A 26,382-nucleotide genomic window follows, 5' to 3' on the forward strand; every position below is an offset into this window, starting at 1 on the left:
GTTATGAAAAAACAAAACACAAAAACAATCCTGGTAAGCACATTGTTGGCTGGAACACTTGTTGGATGTGCAAGTGATTCGACCTCTTCAAAATCAGCTGTAACTTCATCTGCAAAAAAAATTCATGAAAGCATTATCGTAAAAGGTGTGACGATCGTTAACACCGTGAACGGTCAATTGCAGGCGAACATGGCCTTGATGATTGATGCCGGTAAAATCACTAAAATTATTCCAGCGGATGCAGTGGGCGAGCAGGGAACCAAGCGAGTCATCGATGCCACTGGAAAATACGTGGTTCCAGGTTACATGGACATGCATGCCCACGTTCTGGATCAGCCGTTTGCAAAAGAAGTTTCTGCTGTGATGCTGGCTCACGGAATCACGGGCTATCGCCAAATGTCCGGGACCGAAGATCTTCTAAAAAAACGCAAAGACAACAAAGCAGTGACTCCCGAGGATTCACCTGAACTTTTGGGAATGTCGGGCGAGATGTTGACCAGATTCAATGCGCCAACTCCAGAGGCAGCTGCAGAACTGGTAGAGAGAGATCGCAAAGCCGGGGCTGATTTTGTCAGTGTAGGGGATGTTGCTCCTTCAGTTTTCAATGCGGCATTGGGTGAATCTAAAAAAGTCGGCGACTATTTTGCGGGAACAATTCCCGTGGGCGTTGATGCGGTCGCGGCTGCGAAGCAAGGAATGCTTTCTATGGAAAGCCTGGGGCCGGTTGATACATTGTTGATCAGTTGTTCAACGAACGAAGACAGCGTGCGCAGAGCACTAGGCGGCGAGTCCTCTGGTGGTACTTCCGCAGAGGTGGCTAAACTTTCCGTGGCTAATCCCTTGTTAGTGCGTTTGATGGCGAATCAGAATGCCTTTTTGAAAACTCGCACGGTCATTGATACCTACAGTGATTCAAAATGTAAAAAGCTGGCAGAGACTTTTGTGCTGCAAAAAACCTGGCAGGTACCGACACTGGTTCGCAATCAGGCAATGATGCAGGCTGATAAGTCCCAGTATGCCAATGATCCTTATATGAAGTTCGTCTCCAAGCAGCAGCAAGCTTATTGGAACGAAGTTTCGCAAAAGTTTACTAAAACAGTGAAGCCCGTTGCCAAAGAAACTCTTAGACAGCTGACTGCGATGGACATGAAGCTTGTGAAGCTGTTTGATAAGCAGGGTGTGAAGATGTTGACGGGGACGGATCTGGGTGGAATGTGGGTTATTCCCGGAGCGTCTTTGCACGAAGAATTTGAACTTCTGGTAAAAGCGGGAGTATCTCCGCTAAAAGTTTTGCAAATGACCACTTTAAATGGCGCTGAATTCCTGGGTAAGCGTTCAACGATGGGCACTGTTGAAGTCGGCAAAAACGCCAATCTGGTTTTGCTGGATGCAGATCCAACGGATAATGTTGCTAATCTTAGAAAGATCAATGCTGTCATTCGCGATGGTAAGTTTTATTCCGAGGAAAAACTTGAGGAAATGAAGAAAGCGGCGGCCGAGAAATTGGCGTCGATGAATCAGCCTGAAGACTCAGGCTTGGTTCACTAGAAAATTAACGATTTTGCTGTTCCAGGGACCATTGATAGAGTTTGTCGGGGGATAACCCCGGCGTCCCATCAAGGTCCCAATAGTTTTTTGGCCAGACTTTTTTATTAAAGATCATAGGATGAGTCGGCACATTCAGGATTTTTCCGATCAGCTCCGTGCAATAAATTGCATCTCCCTCCCACGAATACCAAAAATCAAATGGCAGTCCCAGGTAAGGTTCGATTGCTGCCAGGGAAACGTGCTGGGGAATTTCGATCACAGCGGTGATCATTCCGTGTTGTTTCAATCGCTCTTCAGAAATAATAGCTACACCCTCGCCGGGGTAGGCGTTGAGCCACTGCTCGCCAATATCGTCGAATTGAATTGCGGTGTGAGAGAATCTTGCGCCGGGTTCGTACTCCACGCGCTCGCCACGGGAATTGACGGTCTCTAAAAATGCAATGCGCGTCTTTGCCTGAACTTCGCAAAGCAAAAGAAATGAAATAAGCAGTGGGAAGATGTTCATCGCGCGCATAGCGGATTTTTTGCTCTTTTGAAAGTATACAGTCAAAGTGTTTCTGTCTAAAATGCAGTCTGGCGGAGGTCGCAGTGAATAATAGTCAAAATCTTCCCCTGGTGATGTTGCCTGGGTTCCTTTGTGATCCAAGGTTATGGGGCGACGTGCTGGCGAATTTGCCTCCTGGTGATGACATTATCCTGATTGATTTCAAGCACTGTAAAAGCTTGCAGGACATGGTGGGGCAGCTAGAGAAACTGGAAACTTCCAGATTCCATTTGGTTGGTTTTTCCATGGGTGCCTATATCGCTAAAATATTTGCCACGAAGTTTCCAGAGCGGGTGGCTTCGCTAACATTGGTTGCAACGAATGTGGGTGCTCTTAGTGAGCGCGAGCAGACTTCTCGATCAAAACTGGCGGGTATGCTGGCGAATGTGCAGTACAAGGGAATGAACGAGAAAGAAGCGCAAAGATTTATCCACTCCTCGTCGGCGCAAAATCCCCACGTAGTACAGACAATCGTTGAAATGAGTCGGTCATACACTTCTGAAATGTACATTGCACAGATGCGCGCGACCTTACACCGCGAGGATCTGTCTGCAGAGATTGCGAAATTGTCCTTTCCAGTGCTGATTGTGGCAGGAAAAGACGATCACGTGGTGCGTTTACCGACTTTGCAGCATCTGCATGAGGTGGTCGCACGTTCCAAAATTCTGATCTTGGATCAGTGCGGGCACTATGTGCCTCTTGAAAAAGCAAAAGAGCTTTCCGTGGCGATTCATGAGTTCGTAAACAGCGGTGGAGCTTGAAAAGTTTGCCTATTATTTAATCTTTTTAGGCAGTGTTATTGCGAGGTTAGCTATATTCCGCGCGGGTTTGCCGACTTCTTACGCAAACCTTCGCCGCACCCCAAAAAAGTTCATAAAAAATTTAAAAAACTGCAAGATTTCGTATTGACTTTGACCCCCTCTTAGAACAAATTAGCACTTCCTCAAACGGACAAGTGGTTCGCTAGCTCAGCTGGTAGAGCATTTCACTTTTAATGAAAGGGTCGATGGTTCGAATCCATCGCGAGCCACCATTTTTGTTCTTTTGATTTTTCCTAGCACGTTCCCATCGTCTAGGGGCCTAGGACACCTCCCTTTCACGGAGGATACAGGGGTTCAAATCCCCTTGGGAACGCCAATTTTTTCGCTTACGCTCAAACACAATTCAGGGGATTTCGTTTTTTGATTGCGCACCTTCGGTGCGACCCCTTGGGCATTTATTCACTTCGGCTCCGCCGAAGTATTTCTTTTTCGCACCTTCGGTGCATCTGAAGAAAATAGATTTATTATTTTAGACCCGATCCATCGATCGGGTTTTTTTATTTTCTAGAGGGCGTCCCATTCGGTTTTTCGGGCGTTTAGTAGGAATTCGTTTCTTGAGTTGAACATTTCTTTGTAGTTCGCTTCACCTTTGTAGGCGGCTTGGCGGAAGCTTGCGGCTCTTTGGACGATCACTTCATCGGTGCTTGGGTTGTTTTTTAGGATGCTGATCACTTCGTTGATAAACTCATCCAAGGGCATTGCATTGGGATCGTTTGCTTGGCGCTCGCCCATCAGGTGGGTTTGCACGTAGGGTGGGACGATTTCTTTTACTTCGATGGCGGTGTCCTTTAACTGAAATCTTAGGCTTTCAGTGTAGGAGTGAATTCCGGCCTTTGTTGCGCAGTATGTGGGTGTCATGGAAAGTGGAACGTAAGCCAATCCCGAGGTCACGGTTATGATTGTCGCGGCTTTTTGTTTTTTAAAGTGAGGAAGTAAAAAGCTGTTCAATAAAATAGGGCCCAGCAGATTGGTTAGAACTGTGTCGGTTGCGGCTTCCGCATTGTCGCCGTTGATCAGCTTTTCATTTTTCATGATTCCGGCGTTGTGGATCACGCAGTTTAGATTCGGAAATTTTTGAATGGCTTCTTTAGCCAGTCCTTCGATGCTTTCCTGACTGGTCATATCCACCGTCAGGGTTTCAAAACCTTTGGCGCGGGCCATTTCCAGTTTTGATTGGGAGCGACCGGCAACGATTACTTGATTGCCCATCTTTTTAAAAGCCTCTGCCAGTCCCAAGCCAATTCCTGAACCGCCACCTGTGATTAGGATTGTTTGATCTGTTAATTTCACTTTGAACTCCTTTTATTTGGATTCAGCCTTCTGCGCATACCAGCCACAAATCATAAACGCCTGAAAGAAACGAACCGGAACTGCGAAACCGCCTTCACGGAAAATCTTTTCAGTTTCAGACGGGGGGAGAACAGCCAAAACGTTTTTCAAAACCTCTGGAACTTTTGCCAGGCTTTCGTGAGTTGCACCCATAAGGGACTGAACAGTCTTCCAGTTTTCCAGCATCTGGGGGAATTCTGCAGAGTTCAAATCGAAACTGATTTCTGTGTTAACAACATAACCGCCGGGAAGCAGGCGGGTGTGAATGTCTTTGAAATAATTCAGGCGTTCTTCCTTGGGGATGAAGTGCGCGACCAGAATACTTAATACGGCGTCGTATTTGTTGTCCGCGGGTGAATCATGAACGTAACCTTTGATAAACTCACAGCGATCTGCCAATCCGGCCTTGGTAATGCGTTCTCGGCAAACATCGAGCATTCCCTGCGAGGGATCTAAGGCCACAAACTTCCATTCCGGATAAAAATGTGCCAGCGCCAGTATTTCATTTCCGGTTCCTGCTCCCACGCATAATACTTTTGCCTGCGTAGGAAGATCTTTCAGTAACAGACGAATCAAAAACAGCATACCCTCGGAAATTGGGGCAAGTTTTTTGTTTTTTTCATCATACACAAGGGCTGCTTCAGGAGGAAAAAAGTCGACGGATGGTTTGCTCATAAGTTGATTCTATCCACGGAGCAGGGGTATCTTCAACCTATGAAAAACATCTGACAATTTATAGTGGTGTTGTTAACTGCGGTTCCAGCCTTTGCCCTGCAACAAGGTGCTAAAGCTTTTCCTGAAGTAAGGGCGCGATAGAAGCGCCCCTTAGCTGTGATTCAAATTTAAGGGCGAAGAGAACGCTTTGGATTTTTTCTAACCAGACTCTCGCGTCCTGTCAGATCAAAATCCGTTTCCAAATCATCTTGGGAGAGATCCTCTCTGCCAGAGAGATCATCATCCATGTTTTTTCGTTGGGAGTTCTTTTTGCTTGGGGACTTCGCAGACTTCTTATTCTTCTGTGCCATATTTCCTCCTGCCAATATGCTAAACCGGTTGGGAGGATGGCTCTATAAAACACGTGCGGCTCTGACAGAGCACAAGTAACCAGACTTGATAAAGGGGATAAAAGTCTAAGCAAAGCCAGTCCGAAGTAAGACCGTTACTTGCTGTTCAGCTTTCTTTCGATCGCATCAAGGCGTTTTTTAAGTTCCGCATTCTCTTGGGCAAGCTTTGTATTTTGATCTTTTACCGAGGCTATTTCGCGGTGAAGGTTTTTAGAATCCGAGGTCCATTGGCTATGGAATTCTTTGATAGCGTTGATGACGGTGTAAAGGAAAGCGCTGTAGTTTACGGTTTTAATTTCAGTTTCTTTTTTATCAGAGTCCCGAAGTTTTACTGATTTGGATTCAATGAGTGAAGGAGCGATCTTTTCGACATCCTGGGCGATGAATCCCAATTGATCTTCTTTGGATAATTCCTCGCCACCAAGACCATTGTATTTAAAGGACTTTGGCTGCAAGCCCAAAACAATATCCAAACCTAGATTGAAAGGTTTGATATCTTTTTTTAGGCGAATATCCGAAGAACAGGTCCCTGAGGCAACTCCTGCAGAAGTGCGCAGACAAGTTGATGTTCTGATGTCTCCAGCAACATCAAGTGGGTAAGTGGCATTAAACGAAGCAGCAGCGCCTGGTATCGAAACATAGCGATTTGATGCGATACGAAGACCTTCCGAAGAACCCGCTCCGGTATTAACACTGATTGCCAGTCTGGTCTTATATGAAGTTGCAAAGGAGTCCTCGGTGATCGCAGTAATCAAAGCACCGGTTTGGAATCCCGAACCTGTTCCGCCTTGAAAGGTGAAGCTTCCCAATGAAGTTCCATTTGCCACGGCAGCCGGTGCAGCCAGTGTGCCTTGTGAATGGCGCAAGAAGAATGCAGGTGTCGGGGACGTCGAGCCCCCACTGTAGGTCGTGATGTAAGCATCATCATAACCATCGGTATTGTTGTTATTTAGAATCTCAAATACTCCATAAGGAGCCGTTGTGTTAATTCCGACAGAGCCTGTCGCAGTTACTGTCACCCGAGGAAAATCCGAGGTAATCAGATGCAGTGGTGCTGCATTTCCAGTACCCACACCCATATTTGTGACGGGCAGTGAAGTAGAATAGGAACGTAACACAGCAGAGTCCGCTTTGGGAATGGCGCTGGATCCCCAGTTTCCAGTAGTGCCGGAACTATATGCGATTAACTGAACCGCGGCACTGTTTGATTCCACGTCCACTGCTGAAGCAGCAGAGTCGCCCGCGTTTGTATTTCTTAAAAGAATCGCGGTATCGGTATTTAGGTCGGATTGGACGTGCAGGGTTTTTACAGGTGTTTGAATAGCGGCGCTCGGTCCAATACCGACAGCACCTGCGTCCGTGATCGTCATTTTTGTGGTTGTTGTCGTGGTTCCAATTTGTGTCGTGTCGAAGTGAATTTTAGATCCTTGAGCGCTGGCGGTCATGTTTTCTGATGCGATAAAATTAATTGCCGTACGCCCTCCCGTTTGGAAGGCCGAACCCAAATAGGCGAGCGAAGTGATCTGACCGATGTTATCAGAAGCCTGAATAGCAGTAGGGCTGATTTTCGATCCGCGGGATCGCATCAATGCTACAGTCGGAAGTTCAGTGTCAGAGTAGGTGACTGCGCCTAATCGTCCAGACGGTGAAGTGCCCTGGCCTTCGACCAAAAGACCCACGCGGTTAGGCCATACGGCAGCCGCAGGAACTTGCAGGGCAATGTGCATCGGAACTGTCGGTGCATTCGTTCCAAGGCCCGTGTAACCGTTGGAAAGCATGCGCAGTCTTTCCGTTAAATTTGTTGTTTCATTTCCAGAATTTAAATTGATCACAAAATTTGCGGGAGTGGTTCCTGTTGACCAGTTGGCTTCACTATCAAAGTGGATAAAACCTGCTGTGACTGTTGTTCCTGCTGTATCGATAACACCTGATGAACCAAAATTTCCAAGAATATCGCTCGTTAGCACGGGTGAATAGTTGGTTTCTGATGTGCCACGATTCTTCATGGTCCAAAAGCTTCCGCCAGCCGAGTGAGCACCATAGCGAGTGGCATAAATACTGGAATCAGCAAATCCAGTTCCCAATATATGGAGACGTGAAATCGGAGAAACGGCGCCAATTCCCACATTACCTGTCGTATCAAGCGTCATGCGAGTGACGTTGTTTGTCAGAAGGCTCAATTTGTTGGAATCAGTGGTACCTATACTCGCTGCTGCAGCAAAAGCATTTCCACCATTCACATAAACGCCAGTCGCACCGGTCTTTGGCAGGTCTGTCGAGGCAATTGTGCGAAAGCCTGGCGTGCCAGAGCCTGCGGCTGGTCCCGCCAGAAAAGTGCCTTGGGTTTGTGATCCAAAAGCCGAACCCGTAATCAATATATTTGAACAGCTCCAGGTTCCCGTAGGAGATGAGAACGTTAAGGTTTGATTGGCAGCACAGTTTGCTGGCATTTGTGATGATTTAATCAGTGAGCCACTGTCAGACAGATCCGTGGATGCCAGTGTTGCATTCACCCATGCGGTGCCGTTGTATTTAAATGACTGTCCTGATGTCAGTGACGTGATCGTTAGGGCAGTACCAGAAATTTTTGCTAAAGTTGGATTTGGATAAGTTCCAGTCAGGTCTCCGCCCGCAGTCGACAGTCCCAGGTTTGCACGTGCGGTAGCCGCGTTGGCAAGATCGCTGAGATTGTTAGCCGGATTCAATGGTGTGAATCCCAAAGAGGACTGCTTGCCATTAAAGGTTGTCCAGTCGGTCTGAGAAAGGTAACCGCTGGTTGAACCGTTCGCCTGGGAAATAGTGATGTTCGGAGTGATACCACCTGAGGATGCCAGTGGAGCTGAAGCGGTAACGGTGGTGACAGTACCACCGGAAGATGAATCAGCAGCTGGCGCCCAGCTCGTTCCGTTAAATTTTAAAACCTGACCTGATGTTGGCGCTGCGGTGAAGTCCAAGGCATAGCCTTTGATTTTACCAACAACAGTAGCTCCTTGTGTTCCCGTTACGTCTCCCGCAAGGGCACCCGTAAAACTCGCCGCTAAAGAGGCGGAGCCTACGGCCAGCGGTCGAAGTGTTGCACCCGTTGTGGCATCGGTCGCAACCAGTCGGTTGATTCCCGGATTGGTAAAAAGCTTCGGCGTCGTGATCGCGCCATCCAAGACCTTGCTGCTTGTAACAGCATTATCGGCAATTTTAGTCGCTGTAACGGCGTTAGCCGTGATCGTGGGATTCGGATAGGTACCGGTCAAGTCGCCACCAGCATTAGATAAACCCAGATTTGCACGCGCAGTTGCAAGATTGGCCAGATCACTTAAATTGTTAGCAGGATTTAAAGGAGCATATCCCAAAGCGCTTTGCTTGTTGCTGAATGCAAGGAAGTCACTGTTAGAGATAAGTCCTGCAGCCGTTCCTCCAGTGGAAGCCAGAGGAATACTTAAAGTATGCGATCCCCCCGAATGTGCCCAAGCCAAAGAGGTACCAGTCGTATTGATGGCAAGGGAATGAGATGTTGCCGTGTCACCATTAATACTTTGTATGCCGGAACCTGCAGTTCCTAATTGGTCAGCAACGCAGGCAAAAATACCACCGGAAAACGTTAAAACTTCGCCGCTGCCACAATTTGCAGTGGGAAGCTGTGTTTTCAGAGCTAAATCGTTTGCACTTAAAGTGCCCAGCTTTTCCGCGGATAACGAATAGGCGGCATAGGGGACAGAGCGAATCACTGAATCAGGTGAGATTAACTGCCAACCAGAACCATCCCAGAAAGACACCCGTAGCTTGCGACCATCGCTGGAGCTTGCGGGATAGTTGGAGGTGGAGTCTGTGTTGTCATCGTTGGCACAGGTATAGGTGCGGGTGTTATTAAAAAAATCTGTGACTTTGGAGGTTCCTGCGACAGGATATTGTCTTGAGCCAGTACCGATGGAAACGTCAAAGACGCCGCCTGAATTGCGCATATCAATTCCGGATCTTTGTTCACGATAAATCACGCAGGAACCATCGGGACTGGTCACCTCGAAAATAAAGGCAACGCCATTGATTTCTAAAGCCTGTCCATTGGAATTAAGAATACGTCCCTGATAACTCAAGGAAGTGGGGGATGCGCTCGACGCCAAAGCGTAAGCCAGCATCAACAAAACTGCAGAGACGTTCAGGGACAGTTTGTTCATATTCTTAATTCGGAATATTAGGAAACGACCTTGAGTGAAACGAACTCGCATTAATGTAGCTCACTCTTATTGTAATAAAAATGAGCTCGTTTTGAGATGTTTTAAATAGAATCACTCGGGGCTGAGGGACAGCCCTGCACTACTAAAAACTAGTTATTGAACAGAGGTTTTACCCACAGTGTTTGCTCACGACCAGGACCCACTGAAATTACGTCAATCGGAGTGCCCAGTTGCGAGCCCACGTAGTCGATAAAATTCGTGGTCGGACGTGGAAGATCAGAAAGCGTTTTAACTTTCGTAAGATCTTCCTTCCAGCCAGTCATCCATTCGACCACTGGTTCCACTTTTTCCAACTCATAAGGGGAGGTCGGAAGTTCATTCACGATTTCGCCATTGATTTTGTAAGCTGTGCAAACGCCGATGCGATCATGACCAGACAAAACGTCAATCTTCATCATCGCAAGGTTTGTGATGCCGTTCACGCGAATCGCATACTTCAAAGCAACCAGATCCAACCAGCCACAACGGCGAGCACGACCCGTGGTTGCACCGAACTCGTGACCGTCAGCCTGAATTTTTTGACCAACTTCATCGTGAAGCTCCGTCGGGAAGGGGCCTGAACCCACGCGAGTCGTGTAAGCTTTAAATACGCCGATCACTTTTTGAATATTCGTCGGACCGATACCCGCACTCACGCAAGCATTCGCAGACAAAGTCGAAGAACTCGTTACGTATGGATATGTTCCGTGCAGAATATCCAGCATCGTTCCTTGAGCACCCTCAAACATCACGCGTTTGCTGGCTTTCAAAGCTTTGGAAATAAACAGAGAAGTATCTTTGGCACGATACGGAGCCAGATCAGCAGCAACAGCCTTCAAATCTGCCAACATCGTATCCAGTTGGAAAGTTGGACCTTTATAGTAATTTTCCAAAAGGAAATTTTTCTCGCGCAGGGCAAGCTCAAGTTTCTCTTTCAAAGACTCTGGATTAAACAGATCACCGAAAAGAATCGCACGACGGGAAGCGCGGTCTTCGTAAGCGGGACCGATGCCTTTTCCAGTGGTACCGATTTTTCCGCCTTCAAGTGCCGCCTCGCGGGCTGCATCCAAAGCTTTATGATAAGGCAGAATGATTGTTGCAGTATCAGAGATCAAAAGCTGTTTGGGATTTGAAAGCAAACCACCATCAATCAGGTATTTGATTTCATCGCGAATACCGAACACGTCGATAACAACACCCGAAGTAATCACGCAAGTTGTTTCAGGACGTAAAATTCCGCTTGGAACCAAGTGCAAAACTGTCTTTTTGCCGTTCACAACCAATGTGTGACCTGCGTTGGCGCCGCCTTGATAGCGCACCACCATGTCTGCTTTTTCTGCAAACACGTCGACCAATTTCCCTTTACCTTCGTCGCCCCACTGAGCGCCGACAACCACGATTCCTGCCATAAACGATCCCTTCAAAATGCCCCGAGGGGGCATCAGGCAAGAACGATAGAAACAGGGTCTTCAAATGTCAAATTGGTTATTTGTCAAAAGGAGTGGCCCCGTACCAGGGCGCCCGTGGTGGCAGCGTATCTGACGTGCTGCCGTCGACAAAGAAGGCCATAAGCTTATTAGCCGAGATCTGACTTGCTTTAAAGAAAGCATCCTCGGTATTCGCGCCGATGTGGGGACTTAAAACCACATTCGGATATTGCAGTAGGTTAGAAGTTTTCGAAAGAGGTTCCTTTTCAAAGACATCCAGACCCACAGAACGCAGCCAGCCGTTTCCTAAAGCCTCGCACAGATCGTTTTCATTGATCACGGAGCCGCGAGAGGTGTTTACCAGCACAATGCCGCGGTGAATGTATTCAAAATGTGAACGATTCAGCATGTGCTCGGTTTCCAGTGTTTTTGGCACGTGGAAGCTTAGTACATCCGCTGACTTCAAAACTTCTTCGTAGCTTATTCTTGGGATATTCAAGCGTTCAAAGTTGGCATCAGATGCATAGGGATCGTATGCCACGACATTCATGCCGAAAGCTTGTGCAAAATCCGCAACGCGCGAGCCAATTCTGCCTAAACCCACGATGCCATAAGTTCGCCCGGAAAGCTCGATGCCCGTGATTTGATCACGTTTCCATTCGCCCGATTTTACCATGTTGTGAGCTGGAATTAAGTTATTCACGCAGGCCAGCACCAAACTCCAAGTCAGTTGGGCCGCGGATTGAATATTTGCTGTCGGAGTGTGCATCACCGTGATGCCCCATTTTTCCGTCGCCGCAAGATCGATATGATCAAAGCCACTGGTGCAGGTGATAATCAGCTGCAACTGACGGGCTTTTTTCAAGAGTTCTTCGTTGATCGGTGTGCGACTGCGAATGATCAACGCATTCGCAGTCACCAGATGTTCCAATGGCAAATGCAGATGACTGTCGCTGCGAATGACTTCAAAATTTTCGTTCTGTTGCAGATATAAAAAGCTATCCTGGGCAAAACGATCTGTGATCAGAATTTTCTTTTTCACGGATTATTCTCCAGCCATTGTTTCCCGTCGTTTACGACCATAGAGATCTGTTCCAGCGTCAACGAACCCGGATCAAATTTGCGTAAAACCTGACCTAAATTGTCGATCAGTTTCAACAGCTCGTGATCCTGAATGTAACCCATGTGACCAATGCGAATGATTTTGCCTTTCGCCTGATCCTGGCCGCCCATGATCGTGATGTTGTGAGTTTCTTCCAGCTCCAAACGGATTTTTTGACCATCCATGGTGGTTGGCACAACCAAAGCCGTCACCGAATCACTTGGGGATTTCGCATAAAGAGTAAATCCTAGTTGCTGCGCAAAAATGCGCGTAAACTCTGCGCGACGATGAATGGCGTGAAACAGACTCTCCAAACCTTGTTTGTTGATCAAATTTAAAACCACATCCAGAGCGCGCAGGATCGTGACGTTCGAGGAAAAGAAAGTTTCGCCGGAAGCGTTGGCTTTCTTCTCTTTGCGAACATCGAAATAAAATCTTGGGCAGGTGGCCTTTTCAAAAAAGGCCTGGGCTTTTTTGGAAAACGAAATGAACGCCATTCCCGTTGGCAGCATAAAGGCTTTTTGCGAGCCCGCAACCAAACCGTCAATCTTCCACTCGTCCATCGGCAGGGAATAAGCACCCAGAGCGGTGATCGCATCAACCAGGAAAAGTGTTTCTGGGAAGCCGGAAATAATCTCTGCAAGCTTTTGAATAGGATGAGCCACAGCCGTACTGGTTTCGCATGCCTGACATAAAACTGCGCGAGTTTCCGGCAGACGCTGCAAATGAGCTTCAACATCTTTGGGATTTACAGTTTCGCCCCAGGGAACGTTGATGATGGAAACGTCGGCTCCGAAAGTTTTTGCCATCTCGGCCCAACGCTCACCAAATTTTCCAGAAACGATGGCCAATACTTTGTCGCCCGGAGAAATAACATTCACCAAAAGAGCTTCCAAGCCGCCAGAACCGGTGCAGCTTAATAAATAAACATCTTCTTTGGTTTGAAAGACCTGGCGGATGCCCGCAAGCACGCGTTTTAAAATGACGTCAAATTCCGGGGTGCGGTGATGAATCATTGGTAAAGCCAGGGCTTTACGCACCTCAGGATGAAGGTTTACGGGACCGGGAGCGAGCAAGCTGTATTCGTCATTGAATGAAGTCATTTTTCTTCCTTGATCTCTTCTTCAATTTATACTCAACTGGGTCGGTGGACGCAATACTTAAAGGCTCTCGAGGCATTCTGATTCTCACTCTGTTTTGCATGCAGTTTCTGACTGGATGTGCGTACCAATTGGGCGTTGCCAGCCGCACGATCCCGGGTGGATACAAACAGATCTCAGTTCCGGTTTTTAAAAACAAAACCCAGGAGCCCGGCATCGAGGTGGCTTTCACGAACAGCCTTATTCACGAATTTCAGCGCTCTCGCGTGGCCCGTGTCGTGGATAATTCTCTATCAGAAGTGGCAGTGATCGGTCAGATCGATACGGTTCAGTATTTACCGGGGGCAAAACGTGTTTCCGGAGAGTCTTCATCTTATTTGCCAGATGGATCAGTAATTGCGTCAGAGTATCGTATTCTTCTGACAGTAACTGTCAAAGTTGTTAGACAAGCTGATGGTACGGAGTTGTGGGGCGGAAGCTTCGCAGGTGAGCGTACTTATGCAGCACCTCAGGTAACGCTTGCTGGCGTAAACTCGGTGGATCCTCTTTACAATCTCTCTGCCCGGAGGCAAAACATTGACCTCATGGCGAACGATTTAATGCTTGAGGCACACGATCGTATTACTGAAAATTTTTAAGATTGAACGATGGCATTAATTGATTCACAGAAATTTTATAAGGACTTGGAAAAGGGCAACCTTTCGCCGATGTACTTCCTTTTTGGGGAAGAGCCTTATTTGTTGAATCAAAGTGTTGAAAGATTTAAGTACGCCGTCCTGACCGAGGGCGCGATCGATTTCAATTACAGTTTATTTTACGCCAGCGACGCTGACGTGATTCAGGTTCGTGATGCAGTTGAAACCCTGCCGATGATGGCTCCGCGCCGCCTGGTGATTCTGAAGGAAGCCCAGGAGTTATCCGACAAGGAATGGACTCAGCTGGAGCCCTTGATTGAAGCGCCAGTGGATAGCACGTGCTTTGTGATTTTAGCTTCCCGTGTGGATAAGCGTAAAAAACAAATCCGCCAGTTGCTGGATAAAGCAGACTGCGTGGAATTTAAAAAGCCTTACGAAAATCAGGTTCCTTCCTGGATCAATTACATCGCTGAATCCTTGGGGTTGAAAATTTCCAACGATGCCATTCACTTGCTGCATAAACTTGTGGGTCATCATCTGACCGAGATCGAAGCAGAACTAAAGAAACTAGGTGAGTTCGTTGAAGGGGCTCGCCGTATTGAAGTTTCTGACGTGGCTCAAGTGGTGTCTCGTTCCAAGGAAGAAAGCGTTTTTGATTTCACCAAGGCGGTGGGTCTGAATGACCGCGTGAAAGCTTTGGAATATCTGGTTCATCTTTTGGATCAGGGTCAAAATGAAATCGGTATCATTTCATTAGTCGCGCGCCACATCCGTATTTTGCTTGCAGTAAAAAAAGGCATGGAAGAGGGCCTTCATGGAGCGAAGCTTGCGCACTATGCTCAGGTGCCTCCATACTTCCTGGAAAACTATACTGAGCAGGCCCGCTTATGGACTGCCAAGAAGCTCGAGCAAACCATGGTTGTCCTTTCAGAGACCGATAAAGCTCTTAAATCCTCTCCACTCTCCAGTCATATCTGGCTTGAAAATATGGTGCTGAAAACCTGCACCGCTTAAGAGGTTGTCTCAGACTGAGACACGGCCTTCTGGACTGCATTGGCAGCGTCAGAAATCCGATAAGTCAGGTATGAGCAGTGATTTTCAAAAGATCAACATACCAGCCGTGGACGACAAGGGGCAGCCCTTCCGCCGGCAGTATCCGCGTCGTGCGATGAAGCGCAAGGTGGGTGTCCTTTGTGATGGCACTTACTTTGTGGTGGATTCAGGCGAAATCGGAGAGGGTGGAATGTCGATCATTTCGGATTACCTGCTGAACGAAGGCAACGAAGTTGTCGTCAGCTTTCAGATCCCGTCAGGGGATTTCGTTTTCCTGCGCGGAGTGGTTCGTTCCACTCAAAAAAAACAGGGTGACTCGCGGGTCACCCATGGTCTTAGTTTCACCAATATCAACTTTGCCACCAAAAGGCAGATCCGTGCGTTCGTATCAGCACGCCATCAATCCTCAGCAGCGTAAGCTCGGGGATCGGACCGATCTAATTTCAAAGCCAAGTTAAATCTAAAGTATCATGGCATAAACTCAGCACTCCTCTCTGTAACATAAATGTTATTGACGAATGTAACCAAATTGGTTACATTGGAGGAAAGATGATTTTCGACGTGCGAATTAGCAAGCGGGCTGAAAATGATCTGCGACGGGTTCCGTTATTCATTCAAATCAAATTTCGTAACTGGGTCCGCGCAGTCCTGTTGGAAGGATTGGAAGTTGTTAGGAAGCGCCCGGGTTTTCATGATGAACCCCTCAAAGGGGTGCGTTCAGGGCAAAGATCTATCAGGTTGAATTGGTCCTATAGGGCCATATACGAAGTGGATGCAGATGGGTGCATTGAGTTTGTCCGAATTCTTGAGGTGAATAAGCATGATTACTAAAGGCAGTAAGAATAAACCTACGGTTGTGAAGTTCTTGGATGAACTTATCGGCGAGGAAGCCAGTATTGCTTCTGAACTGTGGGCCTATCGAACGGGAGAAGACTGGTCGCAGGAAAAGATGGCGAAAAAGCTGGGAATTTCGAGAGTTCATTATTCACAGCTCGAAAATGGAAAGAAGTTTTTGAGCCCGGAGAGGGCCGCTGCTTTTGCTAAAAAATTGGGATATTCGGAGAAGTTGTTTGTGCAGATCAGTCTGCAGGACCAAATAACTCGGGCGAAAATTCCTTATCGAGTGATTTTATCCGCGTAAGGACAAACAAAAATAGGGCGACCAAGGGTCACCCTAATTAGGAATCAGTATTCTGGCAGAGCCAGAGTTTGAGTCAGAGATTACTTCGCAGAAGCGCGAGTAGCTAGACGGCTGATTTTGCGAGATGCAGTTTCTTTTTTGATCACGCCAGATTTTGTAGCTTTCATCACTTGAGAAGTGAAGTTTTTCAACAACTCAGGAAGAGCTTTCACGTCTTTAGCTTCGATAGCTTTAACTAGTTTTTTCTCAGCTGTTTTTACAGTGCTTTTACGAGCATTGTTTACTGCTGTTTTACGGATAGATTGACGAGCTCTTTTTGCTGCTGACTTATGATTTGCCAAGGTATAGCCTCCACTTAATCTTTATAAACGAACCAAAGGGATTAACATACGGTGTCTGTGGAGGCAAGCGGATTAAAAGAAGATCGCAAAAAGGTCTTCAAAAGAGCCTTTTTTATGGCCGGCGGGACCCTAACGAGCCGCGTTTTGGGCTTATTCCGCGATATGGCCCTGGCAGCGCTCTTTGATCGAACCATCACTGACGCCTGGTCGGCGGCTTTCCGCTTACCCAATCTTTTCCGCCGCCTTTTCGGCGAGGGCGCCCTTTCTGTGAGTTTCATTCCGGTTTTTATTGAATCTCAAGCGCTGGACACTTCAGGAACCCGGGCACGAAACCTTTTAAATGCCATATACACCTTGTTGCTGATTACTTTGGGGGCTTTCACCTTGTGGGGCCTGGGCAGTATGGAATCGCTGCTAAAGATCCTTCTGGCTGATAACTATCTGTTGGATTTGGAAAAATGGAATCTGACGGTGCGTATGGCGCGAATCATGTTTGGATTCGTGTTCTTCGTTTGCTCTTATGCTTATTTCATGGCGATTTTGAACGCCTTGGGCAGTTTCGCGTGGCCGGCCCTGGCACCAGCTTTACTGAATATTTCAATGTTAGTTTTCACCTTCCTGCCTCCAGAATGGTTTCCGCAAATGGGGGATGGGCTCGCTTGGGGTGTTTTGGTCGGTGGAGTTCTGCAGGCCACGTTGTTGTGGTGGGTACTGCGGGAGCGGGGGTATCTCCCGCGGCTGACCGGAAATATCTGGAGCCGGGATGTTCAGCAGGTTTTAAAAAACATGCTCCCGGGATTGCTGGGGGCGGGGCTTCTGCAACTCGCAACTCTGGTGAATCTTCATTTCGCCAGTGGACTGGGGGAGGGGGCGCTTTCCTATGTCTATTGGGCGGATCGTCTTTTAGAACTTCCTTTGTCTTTGGTGGCGGTCAGTATCGGCGCGGCCTTGCTTCCAACATTAAGTGATCTGGCGCAACGAAATAATCGCGCGCAATTTCAGTCGGTTCTGCAGGAGCATTTCCTAATGAACCTATTCCTGGCGTGGCCAGCAGCCGTGGGTCTGTATTTTTTGGCTCAGCCGATTGTTGAAGTGCTATTTTATCGTGGGCATTTTTCTCTGAACGACGTTTTAGCGACAGCGGATGTTTTGAAAGTTTATGCAGGAAGCTTGTTGATGGTGTCTTCGGTCAGAGTGTTAATTCCCTCTTATTACGCCGTGAAAAACACCTGGATTCCAGCGGGTACTTCATTGGTGGGGTTAGCTTTGCATATTGTGATGGCGCCATTGTGGATACGGTCCTACGGGTTGCGCGGCCTGGTGCTTTCGGGGTTGGTTGCCTCGGCGGTACAGTTGGTTTTGGTGCTTCTGTTGATGAACAGATACGCCATTGCGATGAACGTTCAAAAGATGGCGAAAGAGTTTTCCAAAATTCTGCTGGCCGGTTTATTGATGGCGATCGCGGCCCTGTCAATGGGGGAGTGGGTAACTTCTGCAGAATCCAGTTTAATTAAAACACTTCTTTTAGCTCTGATTATCGGAGTGTGCGTTTTGGTTTATGCCTTCGCGGCCCTAAAACTAAAAATCGAGCAGGCGGGTTTCCTGCTCGATTATTTAAAGCGTAAAAAGAAAACCTGAATCTAAGCGGCGGAGTTATCCGCGCCCAGAACCAGTTTGTTCAATTCAACCGTCAAATCCTGTGCAGTCTGAGCCAGTCCGTTGATTTCACCGCCAGTAGCCGCGATTTCTTCGGAAGACGCCGCATTTGATTGCGATGACTGATCCAATTGATTCATGGCTTTGCTGATTTGCTGAATCCCCGTGGTTTGCTCAGAACTTGCCGCAGCGATTTCATTATTCAAGTCCGAAACCTTTTTAATTGAACTTACGATATTCGCCAGAACCGCTCCGCTTTCATCAGCGATCACACTTCCTCGGTCAATCTGGGAAACGGAATCTTTGATCAGCGAAGAGATATCTTTAGCAGAAGTCGCACTTCGTTGTGCCAAGGCACGGACCGCTTCAGCTACGACCGCAAAGCCTTTACCTTGTTCTCCGGCGCGAGCCGCCTCAACTGCTGCATTTAGCGCCAGCAAGTTGGTTTGGAAAGCGATATCATCGATCACAGAAATAATCTCTTCGATTTTTTTGGAAGACTGAGAGATTTCGTTCATCGCCGTGATCAGGTTCTTGATATCATTTTCACCAGTTTCCGCCGCCTGACGGGAGGATGCTGACAAACCAGCTGCTTGTTTGGCATTGTCCGAATTCATTTGCACCATGGAAGTCAGTTCTTCAAGGGCTGCAACCGTTTCTTCCAACGAAGCGGCAGCTTCTGTGGAGGACTGGGAAAGACTGTTGCTTGCTTCGCTTAACTGCTCAACCGCCGAGGCAACACTCGAGCTGGAAGTTGAAAGGCGGGAAGCAATTGAAGCCACAGAACTCGACATGCGGGCTGCGATAAAGCACAGAATACCAAAGATAGTGATCACCGCAACAGATGCTGTCGTGATTAACAGAAGGACAGAGTCTTTTTGCATTTTTTCAGACTCAGCTTCTTTGGCCTCTGAATTTTCTTCGTAAAGCTTGGAGACTGTACGATTGAATTTTTGAACTTGGGAGCCCACTTCGTCGTAAGGACCGTAAAGAAGTCTTCTGGCTTCCATCTTGTCAGCTGGATTTTCGGAACTCGCTTTTTCTACGATGGTGTCCATGATTTTAAGAAATTCAGGAATTTTATCTTTCACGGTATCATGAATTTTATCTTCGCCTGGAAGAAAGGGTGCTTCTGAATACTGTTTGTAGTGATCTCGGAATTCTTTAACACCTTCAACAGCTGAAGCAATGCGCTTTTTTCTATCCTCCGCGTTTTCGGAATCTAATGCTGAGAGGATTTGAAAACCGAATTTGCTTCGTGCCTGGCGCATTTCGCCAATGGCGTCCATATTTGGCACAATGGAATCTGCATAAGTTTGCAGCATGATATTGTATTTTTCTACCGTGTTAAAAGCGACCGCAAACAGAATGGAAAATCCAACAATGGGGATAATCGCTGTGAAAAGTAGGCGACCCTTAATTCCTTTAAACCAACCTGAAAGACCTTGTGATTTCATGCAAACCCTTTTTATTTACGCAAAGGTTCCAGAATGTTTTTTTACGAAAGAGGCGGGGAATCCCGCCTCTTGTTTATTTTAATTTTTAAAAACCGTTTGTCGTTCCAACTTTGCGGTCACCGTCGTCGTCAAAGGGAATGACTGCTTCAGAGGAAGAGTCAGCCTTTGCAACCTTCACGGGTGCCTTGGCCGGGGCCTTTTTAAAGGCCAACACTTTTGGAGAAGCTTTTGGCGTCTCCTTTTTTGTTTTATGCGTCGTCTCTACCGTTTGCATTGGTGCAAGGTCAGAGGTGCCGTAGATCACTTGTGTCAGCTCAACTGTCAAAGTTTGTGTTGTTGTTGCCAAATTGTTGATCTCGCCACTCGTCGCCGCAATTTCTTCTGCGGACGCTGCATTTGACTGGGAAGACTGATCCAATTGGTTCATCGCTTTACTGATCTGCTGAATACCCGTAGTTTGCTCAGAGCTTGCTGCGGCGATTTCATTGTTAAGATCAGAAACTTTCTTGATCGAGCTTACGATATTTGCCAGAACAGTACCGCTTTGATCCGCGATTTTGCTGCCGTTATCGATTTGCGAAACGGAGTCTTTGATCAAGGAGGAGATTTCTTTTGCAGAAGAAGCACTTCTTTGAGCCAGGGCACGAACCGCTTCCGCTACGACCGCAAAACCTTTACCTTGTTCACCTGCGCGGGCAGCTTCAACTGCAGCATTCAGGGCCAAAAGGTTGGTTTGGAAAGCGATATCGTCAATAACTGAGATAATATCTTCAATCTTTTTAGAAGACTGGGAAATATCATTCATAGCTGTGATCAAGTTCTTAATGTCAGACTCACCAGCTTCAGCAGAGTTGCGTGAAGATGCTGACAAGCTTGCTGCTTGTTTTGCGTTGTCAGAGTTCATTTGCACCATGGAAGTCAATTCTTCCAAAGCCGCCACAGTTTCTTCCAGGGAAGCTGCTGCTTCAGTTGAAGATTGGGACAAGCTATTGCCAGCTTCATTCAATTGTTCAACCGCTGAAGCTACCTGCTGGCTTGAATCTGAAAGACGGTTGGCAACGCTACCAACGGATTTAGAAAGACGGATTGCAATAAATAGCAAGATAGAGAAAATCGCCAGGCACGATGCCGCCGTCGTCATCATGATGATGTTTTCAGATCGGGCAATTGTTTCGTCCGCTGCTGCTGTATTTGCTTTTGAAACGGTATCATATTGCTTCATCGCGGCACCGGTCATATTGGCCATGACCTGACCCAGCTCCCACAAACGGCCATCCAAAAGTTCTTCCACCTTTTTGTAGTTTTCTGGATTTCCGGATTCAGCCAGGTGAGCAGTTTCTTCCATCAGCTTTAGGTATTCGCCGATAACTTCGTATGCCTTGTTGTCTGTTGCTGCCAATGCTGGATCAGCTGGAGCCGCCTTATATGTTTCAATACCAGCTTTGAACTCAGCGATACCATCACGGGCCATTTTAATGCGCTCGTCACGCTTTGCCGCTGTATCCATGCTCATAGCAGCGAAGAGTTGATAGCCGAATTTATTACGTGCCTGGCGCATTTCGCCCACAGCCATAAGATTCGGGATTACATTCAGATTTGAAGTATCCAGGAAAACGTTCAAATTCGACATGCTCGAACTTGCGATAAAGTAGATTATAGAGAATCCCACCAACGGCAGGCAGGCCGCAAACAATAATTTTCCCTTGATCCCACGGAACCAAGACGAAAGAGAGCTCTGATTCATTTCAGCTATCCTTTAATAAGTATATATTTTTTTGAATTTAATAGCAGAAGGTGCCTGAGTGAAAAACTCTTCGGAGTCCATCAAGATTTCTTAAAGTCCAGAAAAACAAAGAGATCAGGCCGGGGGACCTGATCTCTTATTAGGACTTAAATCGGGGAGACGAGTTACTTAACTTCAGCCAAAGAGTTGTAGGAGTCGCTGATTTTTTGTTGGCGCTCCACTTCTTTTTGCCAGCGGTTAACTTCGCCTTTGTAACCCTGTTGCTTGCCTTTCCATTCTTTTTCTTCGGAAGCAAGTTCGCGGATCTTTTTGTTAACCTGATCGTATTGCTCTTTCAAAGTATCTCTGCGTGAATTCCAGATTTTCTTTTCTTCACCCAATTGAGACATTTGATGCTGGTAATCCTGAACATTGGATTCGCGTTTCTTTTGGTTCTCTTTGATCTTCGCGATCATCGCTTCCAGCTCAGCAATCTTTTGATTTTCTGCCGCTGTTTTGCTTTTCTCGTCGTTGATCAAACCCTGAAGCTCAGTTTCCTGTTTACCCAGTTTTTGGATGGACTTAGTGTTCTCTTCGGCTTGCTTCGCCACTTCTTTCTGTTGACTTTCTACGGAAGACTTGGCTTTTGCCACTTCACTTAGATTGCCTTCAACAGTTTTTAGATTCTTTTCGTACTCAGTCAGATTTGACTTGGAGTTATTAAGATTGGACTTAATGCGCTCCAAGCCCTCTTTTGCCGTGTTCTGAGCGAATGCAGCAGCGGAGAAGGTGATAAGTACAGTCATTGTCGTCAGTTTGATTGAATTTTTCATATGCAAATCCTTTTCCTTAAAAAATCTTCTTAGTGCTCATTCATGCCAGCAACGCTATTGTCTTGCGGGCATACGTTTTTCAATGATGAACGGTAGTGGCCCACTTCGTCTTCCCAGATTTCACCTTTGAATTTCCAGTTTAGACTTTTCTCTTTCGCCACTTTCAATTCTGGACGCTCTTTATCGTTCACATCACCACCAGCCATTTGGTAGCGGATGTGTTCGCCGGCGCCAGAGTACAATTCGTATTGAAGAACGTCATTCTGATCCAGAACGCGGTTCAGGTTAGTGACCATGTTCTTGAAGTTACTTTGAAGCGCTTTACCAGCGTCACCACGAAGTCCGTCTTTCTCTTTTTCGATACGAGCAATACCCTGAGTACGCAGAGCCTTGATCGAAGTACGGGCTTTGTTGGCGATGTGGTACTGAATCTGATAGCTCAAAAGTTTTTTCTCGGCACTTTGAGTGTCTCTGTTTTTCGCTTTGGCTGCAGCCAGGTCCTTGGAAGCTTCTGCTTTCTTGCTCAAGAACTCTTTTTCCAGATTAATCAACGTGAAGGAGATTTTGTTGAACTTCGTGATCTCGTCTTCGTAGTTGTTAATTTGTTTTTGGATGCTCATGAAGCCTGGATGACGGGCCAATTCCACGATGAAAGCACGTGGCAAACCATCAACCTCTTTAAGGTCCGAGTTTTTCGCCCAGTTTTTCACAGTGTCATAGTAATCAATCGTTTTTTTGTGGGCTTTGTTATAAGCCTCCAATTTGCCTTTCCATGGGCCGTATTTGCCACGCATTTCTTCAAGGACCTGAACACCGTCACCGTATTGGCAAAGATTCAGGTAACCCACCGTACGAACCACAAAGGATTCCGGGTTGAAGGCGTTTTTAAAGAAGTCCGTGTGCAATGAGAACATGTTACCGGCAGCACCTTCGTAGTCTTCAGACAGGATCTGAGTCCAAGCGCTTTCGGTCATCGCCTGCAACCAAAGAGGGCTGGAGCGGTCCACTTTCAAGTAAGACTGGAAAGCCTCTTTATACAAACTTTTTTGGAACTGAATGCGGGCCATCGTGATAGCACCCACGTTTCTGATTTGCGATTTCTTGTCGCCATCAGTTGCTTTTAGCAAAGCTTCCAGGTTCACAGTCGCTTCATCAACTTTGTTCTGACGATAGTTGAATAAACCTGAAAGAAGCAATGCCTCAGGATATTTAGGAGATTTTTCGTCGATCAACATCAACGCATCTTCCATCATGCCCAGGTTACCCATGGAAGAGTAGTACTTCGCACGAGTGATCTGATAGTCTGCGTTTTTGCTGACATCAAGTTCGTACTTAGTAACCAAAGGGTCAATTAAGGCGATGTCAGATTGCTCCAGAGCGGTGATCCCTTCAACCAGGGCTTTCGTTGCTCTTTCCTGCCATTCTTTGTTTTTTGATTCCTGGGATACTTTGATCATGTAAGTTCTGAACTCAGTGTTCAGACCCAAACCTTTTGCCGTCATTGCATAGTTATAAAGAGCTTCCAAACGGTGATCTTTATCGTCCATCAATTCCGAGAAAAGCCCCATGGCCATTTCGTATTTTTGCTGAATTTCCAAAAAGATCAAAGCCTGAAGAAGCTTGTAATCATTTGGCTTCATGTCATCCATTTTCATCAAATTGGTCTGTGGCTCCACCGTAGATGGTTCCTTCACAGCAGCCAGCATTTTGACGTCAGGAATTTTATTAAATGCATCCGGCGAAGTGACAACCTTAGGAGGGTGCACCACCGCCGTGTAAGGAGGAATTTTTACTGTCATCGGATTGATGGCAGGGGCTTTTTTAACCTCTTTAACCACAAGTTGTTGTGAAGCGGGCAGGCGAAGCGGCGTCAGTGGAATAGCTTCCACCGCACGTTCGGCACCGATATTCAGTTCCGGAATCGCTTTCACCTTAAAGACTTCAGTTTTTCCCTTAACCACTTTCTTTTGATAGATTTCAAAAGTAGGGACGAGGCTTGATTTCACACGCAGATTTGCAGCTGCGGGCGCCCCCTGGGATTTTACATTCAGTGCCTTAGGCACTTCTTGAGCTAAAGCTGTGCTGCACAGAAGTGGCAGCACTAACATTGCTTTCATTGGCTTGTTCATAAAAGACCCCCCGGCCTTGGAGACACAGTAAAAAATTAATGCCAATAAGTGATACCTAGCATCAGTGAGGTATCGTTTACCATTTTATCACCCATGTTACGTGGGCTGTAAGTTGGTGCTGAATCGTAAGTCATTTGAGTTTCGTTCGTCCACGTGTTGATCAAATCTGCACGCAAAGCGAAGTGCTCAGAGAAGAAGATCTGCTGGAACACGCCAAGTTTGTAGCTAAGGCCTGTTTTCAACTCATTGCCTTCTTCTTTGATGATATTATAGCTTACGTTACCCAAACCAACCGAGAAGCCCATATCAAAATAGATGATTGCTTTATCTAAAGCAGACATTTTTGCATAGAACGGAACCCAGATAGCTGATACAAAGTAAGATGAATCAAGTACGTTATGATCCGGAACTGTTGAGTAACGAGAGATAAACTGAGCAGTAGAATCATTGTCGGAAAGGTTTGCTTTGTTATAAGAAAGCTCAACACCCCAACGTTCGTTAAAAAAGTAACCGAAGTCAGCACCATAAACTGTTCCTTCGCTGAAGGAGTCATTGAATGGAATACCCGCACGAGCCGTCAAATAAAAGCGTTCTGCTTTAACATAACGACGGTTTTGTACGACACCAAAGTCTTCGTCTTTAGCGGCCCAGTACTTGTTCTCAAGTTTTTTAATATCAAGCTTATCGCTGCCGCGCGTGTCCGTTGGAGTTTTTGCCGCCGGAGTTGTCGCCGTTTGTGCAAAAGCTTGTGCTGTCATCAAGAAGAAAATTAGTAGTGATTTCTTAAACATTTCGGTCTCCCGTCCTAGTTGGTACTTTTAAACAAAAATGGATATGTAACTAGCACGCGCGTTCCGCCTTGTGGGGCAGGGAACTTCCATGCGGCTACACGATTCAAAATACAGCCTTCAACTGTGGAATTTTTCAGAGTTGTATCGCCAATTAGCTGCTGTTCAACCTGACCAGTACCACCGATCGTGAATTTCACAGCGACTTTACCGAACAAATCCGGATTCGCACTCAGTTGACGTTCGTAACAGTAAAGGATCTGACCCAATTTGGATTTGATATACTGAGCGATAACCTCGCGGTCCAATCCACCCGTAATTTCAGATTCCTCTTCGATCAAACCAACACCGGCATTACCAGTGCCACCTTGAGCAAGTCCACCCATGCCGGAAGCGTTTTTACCGCCGCCTTTACCATTTGTGGAAATCATAACGCCTGCACCGTTACCTGCAGCACCCCAGTCACGACCGGAGCGTTCGATGTTGCCGACAGCTGCCAAGCCACGACCGGAAGCACCGGAACCGGCTTTCACACCCTGGGCAAACATAACGTTGGCACTCTTCGCACCTTGTGCTGACACTTTACCAATCAGTTTTGAAATACGACCGTCAGAGATCGATTTCATCATGTTGGCAAGCTTGCCTCCACCACCAGAAGCTGCTGCCTGTTGTTTAGGCGCTGTTGCTGGTGCGGCTTGAGCCACTTGCTGCTGTTTAGCTGCTTCGGCTTTTTTGCGCTTAGGTTTAAGTTCAGTTTTAACGATGATTTTTTGCGCGATCTTAGGAGGCTCGACCTGAGCAACCGTTTCACCGCCCTTAGGTCCAAATAGCGCAGCTGTTACAAACAGTGCTGCAGCCCCCAACATCAGGATCACGCCTTTTTTAGAGTCTTCATCCATCATGTTTGATGTATTGAAGCGACCCATCGCTGCGGCGTCTTGCATGGAAAGCGTTCTTTGCGCCACTTCCACATCTCCAACTGTCTGACGGTGCCATTCCTGAGAAGGCACGCACGCAACTTTTGTGTTGGTGAAGTGTGGTTTAAACACCTTGTTCAAAGGCTGGATCTTGGTCTGTAGAACGCGACCATTTTGTTTTACCAAAAAGAGCTGAAACTTTTTGCCCGTGGATTCATCGCTGCCTGTTTTTTCAAGCTGGGCATAAAGATTCGTCTCTTTTTTAATTGGTTCAAAAGTAATTGTGCAATCAGAAAGTGTGACCTTGCTGTCCTTGTTCAATGCCATGGCCGGGGATTGACTCAATCCGCTGGAGGTAGCCATATCCATATCAACATAGAACCATTGGCCGTCACGATATTCAAACAACCCCTGGATACCTTTGGTCTCCGGAGAAATTGAAATCACATCCGCAAGGCGGGAAGAGCCAAACGTTTGTGCTGCGCTTGTTGGTCTCAATTTCCAAGTTTTTGCAGTCCCGTTTTTTAAGGACTGACGTACAATCAACGTGAGCATATAAACCCCTC

General features: G+C 46.9%; 23 protein-coding genes and 2 tRNA genes. 10 read left to right on the forward strand and 15 right to left on the reverse strand.

Translation table 11 applies throughout. The annotated features are described in order from the left end of the window. The first annotated feature begins 3 nt into the window (after window positions 1–3). Window positions 4–1,548 carry an amidohydrolase family protein gene (locus ACLWNV_RS06805; protein ID WP_413587178.1) on the forward strand — a complete coding sequence of 515 codons (1,545 nt, stop codon included), beginning with the start codon at window positions 4–6 and terminating at the stop codon, window positions 1,546–1,548. A gap of 4 nt (window positions 1,549–1,552) precedes the next feature. On the opposite strand, the gene ACLWNV_RS06810 is transcribed toward ACLWNV_RS06805, so the two are convergent. Next, complete coding sequence (locus ACLWNV_RS06810; RefSeq protein ID WP_413587179.1) at window positions 1,553–2,098, reverse strand: hypothetical protein; 546 nt, start codon at window positions 2,096–2,098, stop codon at window positions 1,553–1,555. 38 nt (window positions 2,099–2,136) lie between these two features. Here ACLWNV_RS06810 and ACLWNV_RS06815 point away from each other — a divergent pair, with 38 nt between their 5' ends. The 3 genes from ACLWNV_RS06815 to ACLWNV_RS06825 all read left to right on the forward strand — a co-directional run bounded on the left by ACLWNV_RS06815 (window position 2,137) and on the right by ACLWNV_RS06825 (window position 3,229). Beyond that, window positions 2,137–2,853 (forward strand): alpha/beta fold hydrolase, encoded by a 717-nt coding sequence (locus tag ACLWNV_RS06815; protein WP_413587180.1) that lies wholly within the window; start codon window positions 2,137–2,139, stop codon window positions 2,851–2,853. Between the two features lie 196 nt (window positions 2,854–3,049). Then, a tRNA-Lys gene (locus tag ACLWNV_RS06820) sits at window positions 3,050–3,125 on the forward strand. 28 nt (window positions 3,126–3,153) lie between these two features. Further along, window positions 3,154–3,229: transfer RNA gene (locus tag ACLWNV_RS06825), tRNA-Glu, on the forward strand. Window positions 3,230–3,417: 188 nt separating this feature from the next. On the opposite strand, the gene ACLWNV_RS06830 is transcribed toward ACLWNV_RS06825, so the two are convergent. The 7 genes from ACLWNV_RS06830 to ACLWNV_RS06860 all read right to left on the reverse strand — a co-directional run bounded on the left by ACLWNV_RS06830 (window position 3,418) and on the right by ACLWNV_RS06860 (window position 13,146). Continuing rightward, entirely contained in the window at window positions 3,418–4,203 is a 786-nt protein-coding gene (locus tag ACLWNV_RS06830; RefSeq protein ID WP_413587181.1) for an SDR family oxidoreductase, read from the reverse strand. A gap of 12 nt (window positions 4,204–4,215) precedes the next feature. Beyond that, window positions 4,216–4,917, reverse strand: coding sequence for a class I SAM-dependent methyltransferase (locus tag ACLWNV_RS06835; protein WP_413587182.1), 702 nt, complete (start codon window positions 4,915–4,917; stop codon window positions 4,216–4,218). Between the two features lie 167 nt (window positions 4,918–5,084). Next, the gene (locus tag ACLWNV_RS06840) at window positions 5,085–5,267 is read right to left on the reverse strand and encodes a hypothetical protein (protein WP_413587183.1); all 183 of its coding nucleotides are present in this window, start codon (window positions 5,265–5,267) and stop codon (window positions 5,085–5,087) included. Between the two features lie 134 nt (window positions 5,268–5,401). Beyond that, window positions 5,402–9,475: a tail fiber domain-containing protein gene (locus ACLWNV_RS06845; protein ID WP_413587184.1), complete on the reverse strand. Its 4,074-nt coding sequence runs from the start codon at window positions 9,473–9,475 to the stop codon at window positions 5,402–5,404. 149 nt (window positions 9,476–9,624) lie between these two features. Next, complete coding sequence (locus tag ACLWNV_RS06850) at window positions 9,625–10,923, reverse strand: adenylosuccinate synthase (protein ID WP_413587185.1); 1,299 nt, start codon at window positions 10,921–10,923, stop codon at window positions 9,625–9,627. A 76-nt stretch (window positions 10,924–10,999) separates the two neighbouring features. Next, window positions 11,000–11,983, reverse strand: coding sequence for a D-2-hydroxyacid dehydrogenase (locus tag ACLWNV_RS06855; RefSeq protein WP_413587186.1), 984 nt, complete (start codon window positions 11,981–11,983; stop codon window positions 11,000–11,002). Continuing rightward, window positions 11,980–13,146, reverse strand: a complete 1,167-nt coding sequence (locus tag ACLWNV_RS06860) for a pyridoxal-phosphate-dependent aminotransferase family protein (protein ID WP_413587187.1) — start codon at window positions 13,144–13,146, stop codon at window positions 11,980–11,982. Before ACLWNV_RS06860 ends, ACLWNV_RS06855 begins: the two co-directional genes overlap by 4 nt. Window positions 13,147–13,244: 98 nt before the next feature. Here ACLWNV_RS06860 and ACLWNV_RS06865 point away from each other — a divergent pair, with 98 nt between their 5' ends. The 5 genes from ACLWNV_RS06865 (at window position 13,245) to ACLWNV_RS06885 (ending at window position 15,972) form a co-directional block, all read left to right on the forward strand. Then, window positions 13,245–13,781 carry an LptE family protein gene (locus tag ACLWNV_RS06865; RefSeq protein ID WP_413587188.1) on the forward strand — a complete coding sequence of 179 codons (537 nt, stop codon included), beginning with the start codon at window positions 13,245–13,247 and terminating at the stop codon, window positions 13,779–13,781. Window positions 13,782–13,790: 9 nt separating this feature from the next. Further along, on the forward strand, window positions 13,791–14,792 hold the full coding sequence (gene holA / locus ACLWNV_RS06870; RefSeq protein ID WP_413587189.1) for a DNA polymerase III subunit delta: 1,002 nt from the start codon (window positions 13,791–13,793) through the stop codon (window positions 14,790–14,792). A 70-nt stretch (window positions 14,793–14,862) separates the two neighbouring features. Beyond that, on the forward strand, window positions 14,863–15,249 hold the full coding sequence (locus tag ACLWNV_RS06875; protein ID WP_413587190.1) for a PilZ domain-containing protein: 387 nt from the start codon (window positions 14,863–14,865) through the stop codon (window positions 15,247–15,249). A gap of 131 nt (window positions 15,250–15,380) precedes the next feature. Next, entirely contained in the window at window positions 15,381–15,662 is a 282-nt protein-coding gene (locus ACLWNV_RS06880; protein ID WP_413587191.1) for a type II toxin-antitoxin system RelE family toxin, read from the forward strand. Then, the gene (locus ACLWNV_RS06885; RefSeq protein ID WP_413587192.1) at window positions 15,652–15,972 is read left to right on the forward strand and encodes a helix-turn-helix transcriptional regulator; all 321 of its coding nucleotides are present in this window, start codon (window positions 15,652–15,654) and stop codon (window positions 15,970–15,972) included. Before ACLWNV_RS06880 ends, ACLWNV_RS06885 begins: the two co-directional genes overlap by 11 nt. An 80-nt stretch (window positions 15,973–16,052) precedes the next feature. On the opposite strand, the gene rpsT is transcribed toward ACLWNV_RS06885, so the two are convergent. Further along, a complete protein-coding gene (rpsT, locus tag ACLWNV_RS06890) occupies window positions 16,053–16,313 on the reverse strand; it encodes a 30S ribosomal protein S20 (RefSeq protein WP_413587193.1) in 261 nt (86 codons plus the stop codon). A 57-nt stretch (window positions 16,314–16,370) separates the two neighbouring features. Here rpsT and murJ point away from each other — a divergent pair, with 57 nt between their 5' ends. Beyond that, window positions 16,371–17,951 (forward strand): murein biosynthesis integral membrane protein MurJ, encoded by a 1,581-nt coding sequence (gene murJ, locus ACLWNV_RS06895; protein WP_413587626.1) that lies wholly within the window; start codon window positions 16,371–16,373, stop codon window positions 17,949–17,951. A gap of 2 nt (window positions 17,952–17,953) precedes the next feature. Here the strand turns inward: murJ and ACLWNV_RS06900 are convergent, their stop codons facing one another. From ACLWNV_RS06900 to ACLWNV_RS06925, 6 genes are all read right to left on the reverse strand, one after another. Beyond that, the gene (locus tag ACLWNV_RS06900) at window positions 17,954–19,426 is read right to left on the reverse strand and encodes a methyl-accepting chemotaxis protein (protein ID WP_413587194.1); all 1,473 of its coding nucleotides are present in this window, start codon (window positions 19,424–19,426) and stop codon (window positions 17,954–17,956) included. Window positions 19,427–19,511: 85 nt separating this feature from the next. Next, the gene (locus ACLWNV_RS06905; protein WP_413587195.1) at window positions 19,512–21,170 is read right to left on the reverse strand and encodes a methyl-accepting chemotaxis protein; all 1,659 of its coding nucleotides are present in this window, start codon (window positions 21,168–21,170) and stop codon (window positions 19,512–19,514) included. A gap of 164 nt (window positions 21,171–21,334) precedes the next feature. Continuing rightward, the gene (locus tag ACLWNV_RS06910) at window positions 21,335–21,982 is read right to left on the reverse strand and encodes a hypothetical protein (protein WP_413587196.1); all 648 of its coding nucleotides are present in this window, start codon (window positions 21,980–21,982) and stop codon (window positions 21,335–21,337) included. 29 nt (window positions 21,983–22,011) lie between these two features. Continuing rightward, entirely contained in the window at window positions 22,012–24,111 is a 2,100-nt protein-coding gene (locus ACLWNV_RS06915; RefSeq protein WP_413587197.1) for a tetratricopeptide repeat protein, read from the reverse strand. 35 nt (window positions 24,112–24,146) lie between these two features. Then, window positions 24,147–24,902, reverse strand: a complete 756-nt coding sequence (locus ACLWNV_RS06920; protein WP_413587198.1) for an outer membrane beta-barrel domain-containing protein — start codon at window positions 24,900–24,902, stop codon at window positions 24,147–24,149. A gap of 14 nt (window positions 24,903–24,916) precedes the next feature. After that, a complete protein-coding gene (locus ACLWNV_RS06925) occupies window positions 24,917–26,371 on the reverse strand; it encodes an AgmX/PglI C-terminal domain-containing protein (RefSeq protein ID WP_413587199.1) in 1,455 nt (484 codons plus the stop codon). Window positions 26,372–26,382: the final 11 nt, after the last annotated feature.

Source organism: Bdellovibrio sp. HCB274 (assembly GCF_047306075.1).
GTDB lineage: Bacteria > Bdellovibrionota > Bdellovibrionia > Bdellovibrionales > Bdellovibrionaceae > Bdellovibrio.

Excerpts from the sequence above, each read along its gene's own strand:
- ACLWNV_RS06910 (WP_413587196.1), bottom strand. The coding sequence starts at position 21,982 with ATGAAAAATTCAATCAAACTGACGACAATGACTGTACTTATCACCTTC.
- ACLWNV_RS06920 (WP_413587198.1), bottom strand. The coding sequence starts at position 24,902 with ATGTTTAAGAAATCACTACTAATTTTCTTCTTGATGACAGCACAAGCT.
- ACLWNV_RS06835 (WP_413587182.1), bottom strand. The coding sequence starts at position 4,917 with ATGAGCAAACCATCCGTCGACTTTTTTCCTCCTGAAGCAGCCCTTGTG.
- ACLWNV_RS06805 (WP_413587178.1), top strand. The coding sequence starts at position 4 with ATGAAAAAACAAAACACAAAAACAATCCTGGTAAGCACATTGTTGGCT.
- ACLWNV_RS06900 (WP_413587194.1), bottom strand. The coding sequence starts at position 19,426 with ATGAAATCACAAGGTCTTTCAGGTTGGTTTAAAGGAATTAAGGGTCGC.
- ACLWNV_RS06860 (WP_413587187.1), bottom strand. The coding sequence starts at position 13,146 with ATGACTTCATTCAATGACGAATACAGCTTGCTCGCTCCCGGTCCCGTA.
- ACLWNV_RS06840 (WP_413587183.1), bottom strand. The coding sequence starts at position 5,267 with ATGGCACAGAAGAATAAGAAGTCTGCGAAGTCCCCAAGCAAAAAGAAC.
- ACLWNV_RS06845 (WP_413587184.1), bottom strand. The coding sequence starts at position 9,475 with ATGAACAAACTGTCCCTGAACGTCTCTGCAGTTTTGTTGATGCTGGCT.
- ACLWNV_RS06885 (WP_413587192.1), top strand. The coding sequence starts at position 15,652 with ATGATTACTAAAGGCAGTAAGAATAAACCTACGGTTGTGAAGTTCTTG.
- ACLWNV_RS06915 (WP_413587197.1), bottom strand. The coding sequence starts at position 24,111 with ATGAACAAGCCAATGAAAGCAATGTTAGTGCTGCCACTTCTGTGCAGC.
- ACLWNV_RS06875 (WP_413587190.1), top strand. The coding sequence starts at position 14,863 with ATGAGCAGTGATTTTCAAAAGATCAACATACCAGCCGTGGACGACAAG.
- ACLWNV_RS06865 (WP_413587188.1), top strand. The coding sequence starts at position 13,245 with ATGCAGTTTCTGACTGGATGTGCGTACCAATTGGGCGTTGCCAGCCGC.
- ACLWNV_RS06850 (WP_413587185.1), bottom strand. The coding sequence starts at position 10,923 with ATGGCAGGAATCGTGGTTGTCGGCGCTCAGTGGGGCGACGAAGGTAAA.
- ACLWNV_RS06880 (WP_413587191.1), top strand. The coding sequence starts at position 15,381 with ATGATTTTCGACGTGCGAATTAGCAAGCGGGCTGAAAATGATCTGCGA.
- ACLWNV_RS06905 (WP_413587195.1), bottom strand. The coding sequence starts at position 21,170 with ATGAATCAGAGCTCTCTTTCGTCTTGGTTCCGTGGGATCAAGGGAAAA.
- holA (WP_413587189.1), top strand. The coding sequence starts at position 13,791 with ATGGCATTAATTGATTCACAGAAATTTTATAAGGACTTGGAAAAGGGC.
- ACLWNV_RS06925 (WP_413587199.1), bottom strand. The coding sequence starts at position 26,371 with ATGCTCACGTTGATTGTACGTCAGTCCTTAAAAAACGGGACTGCAAAA.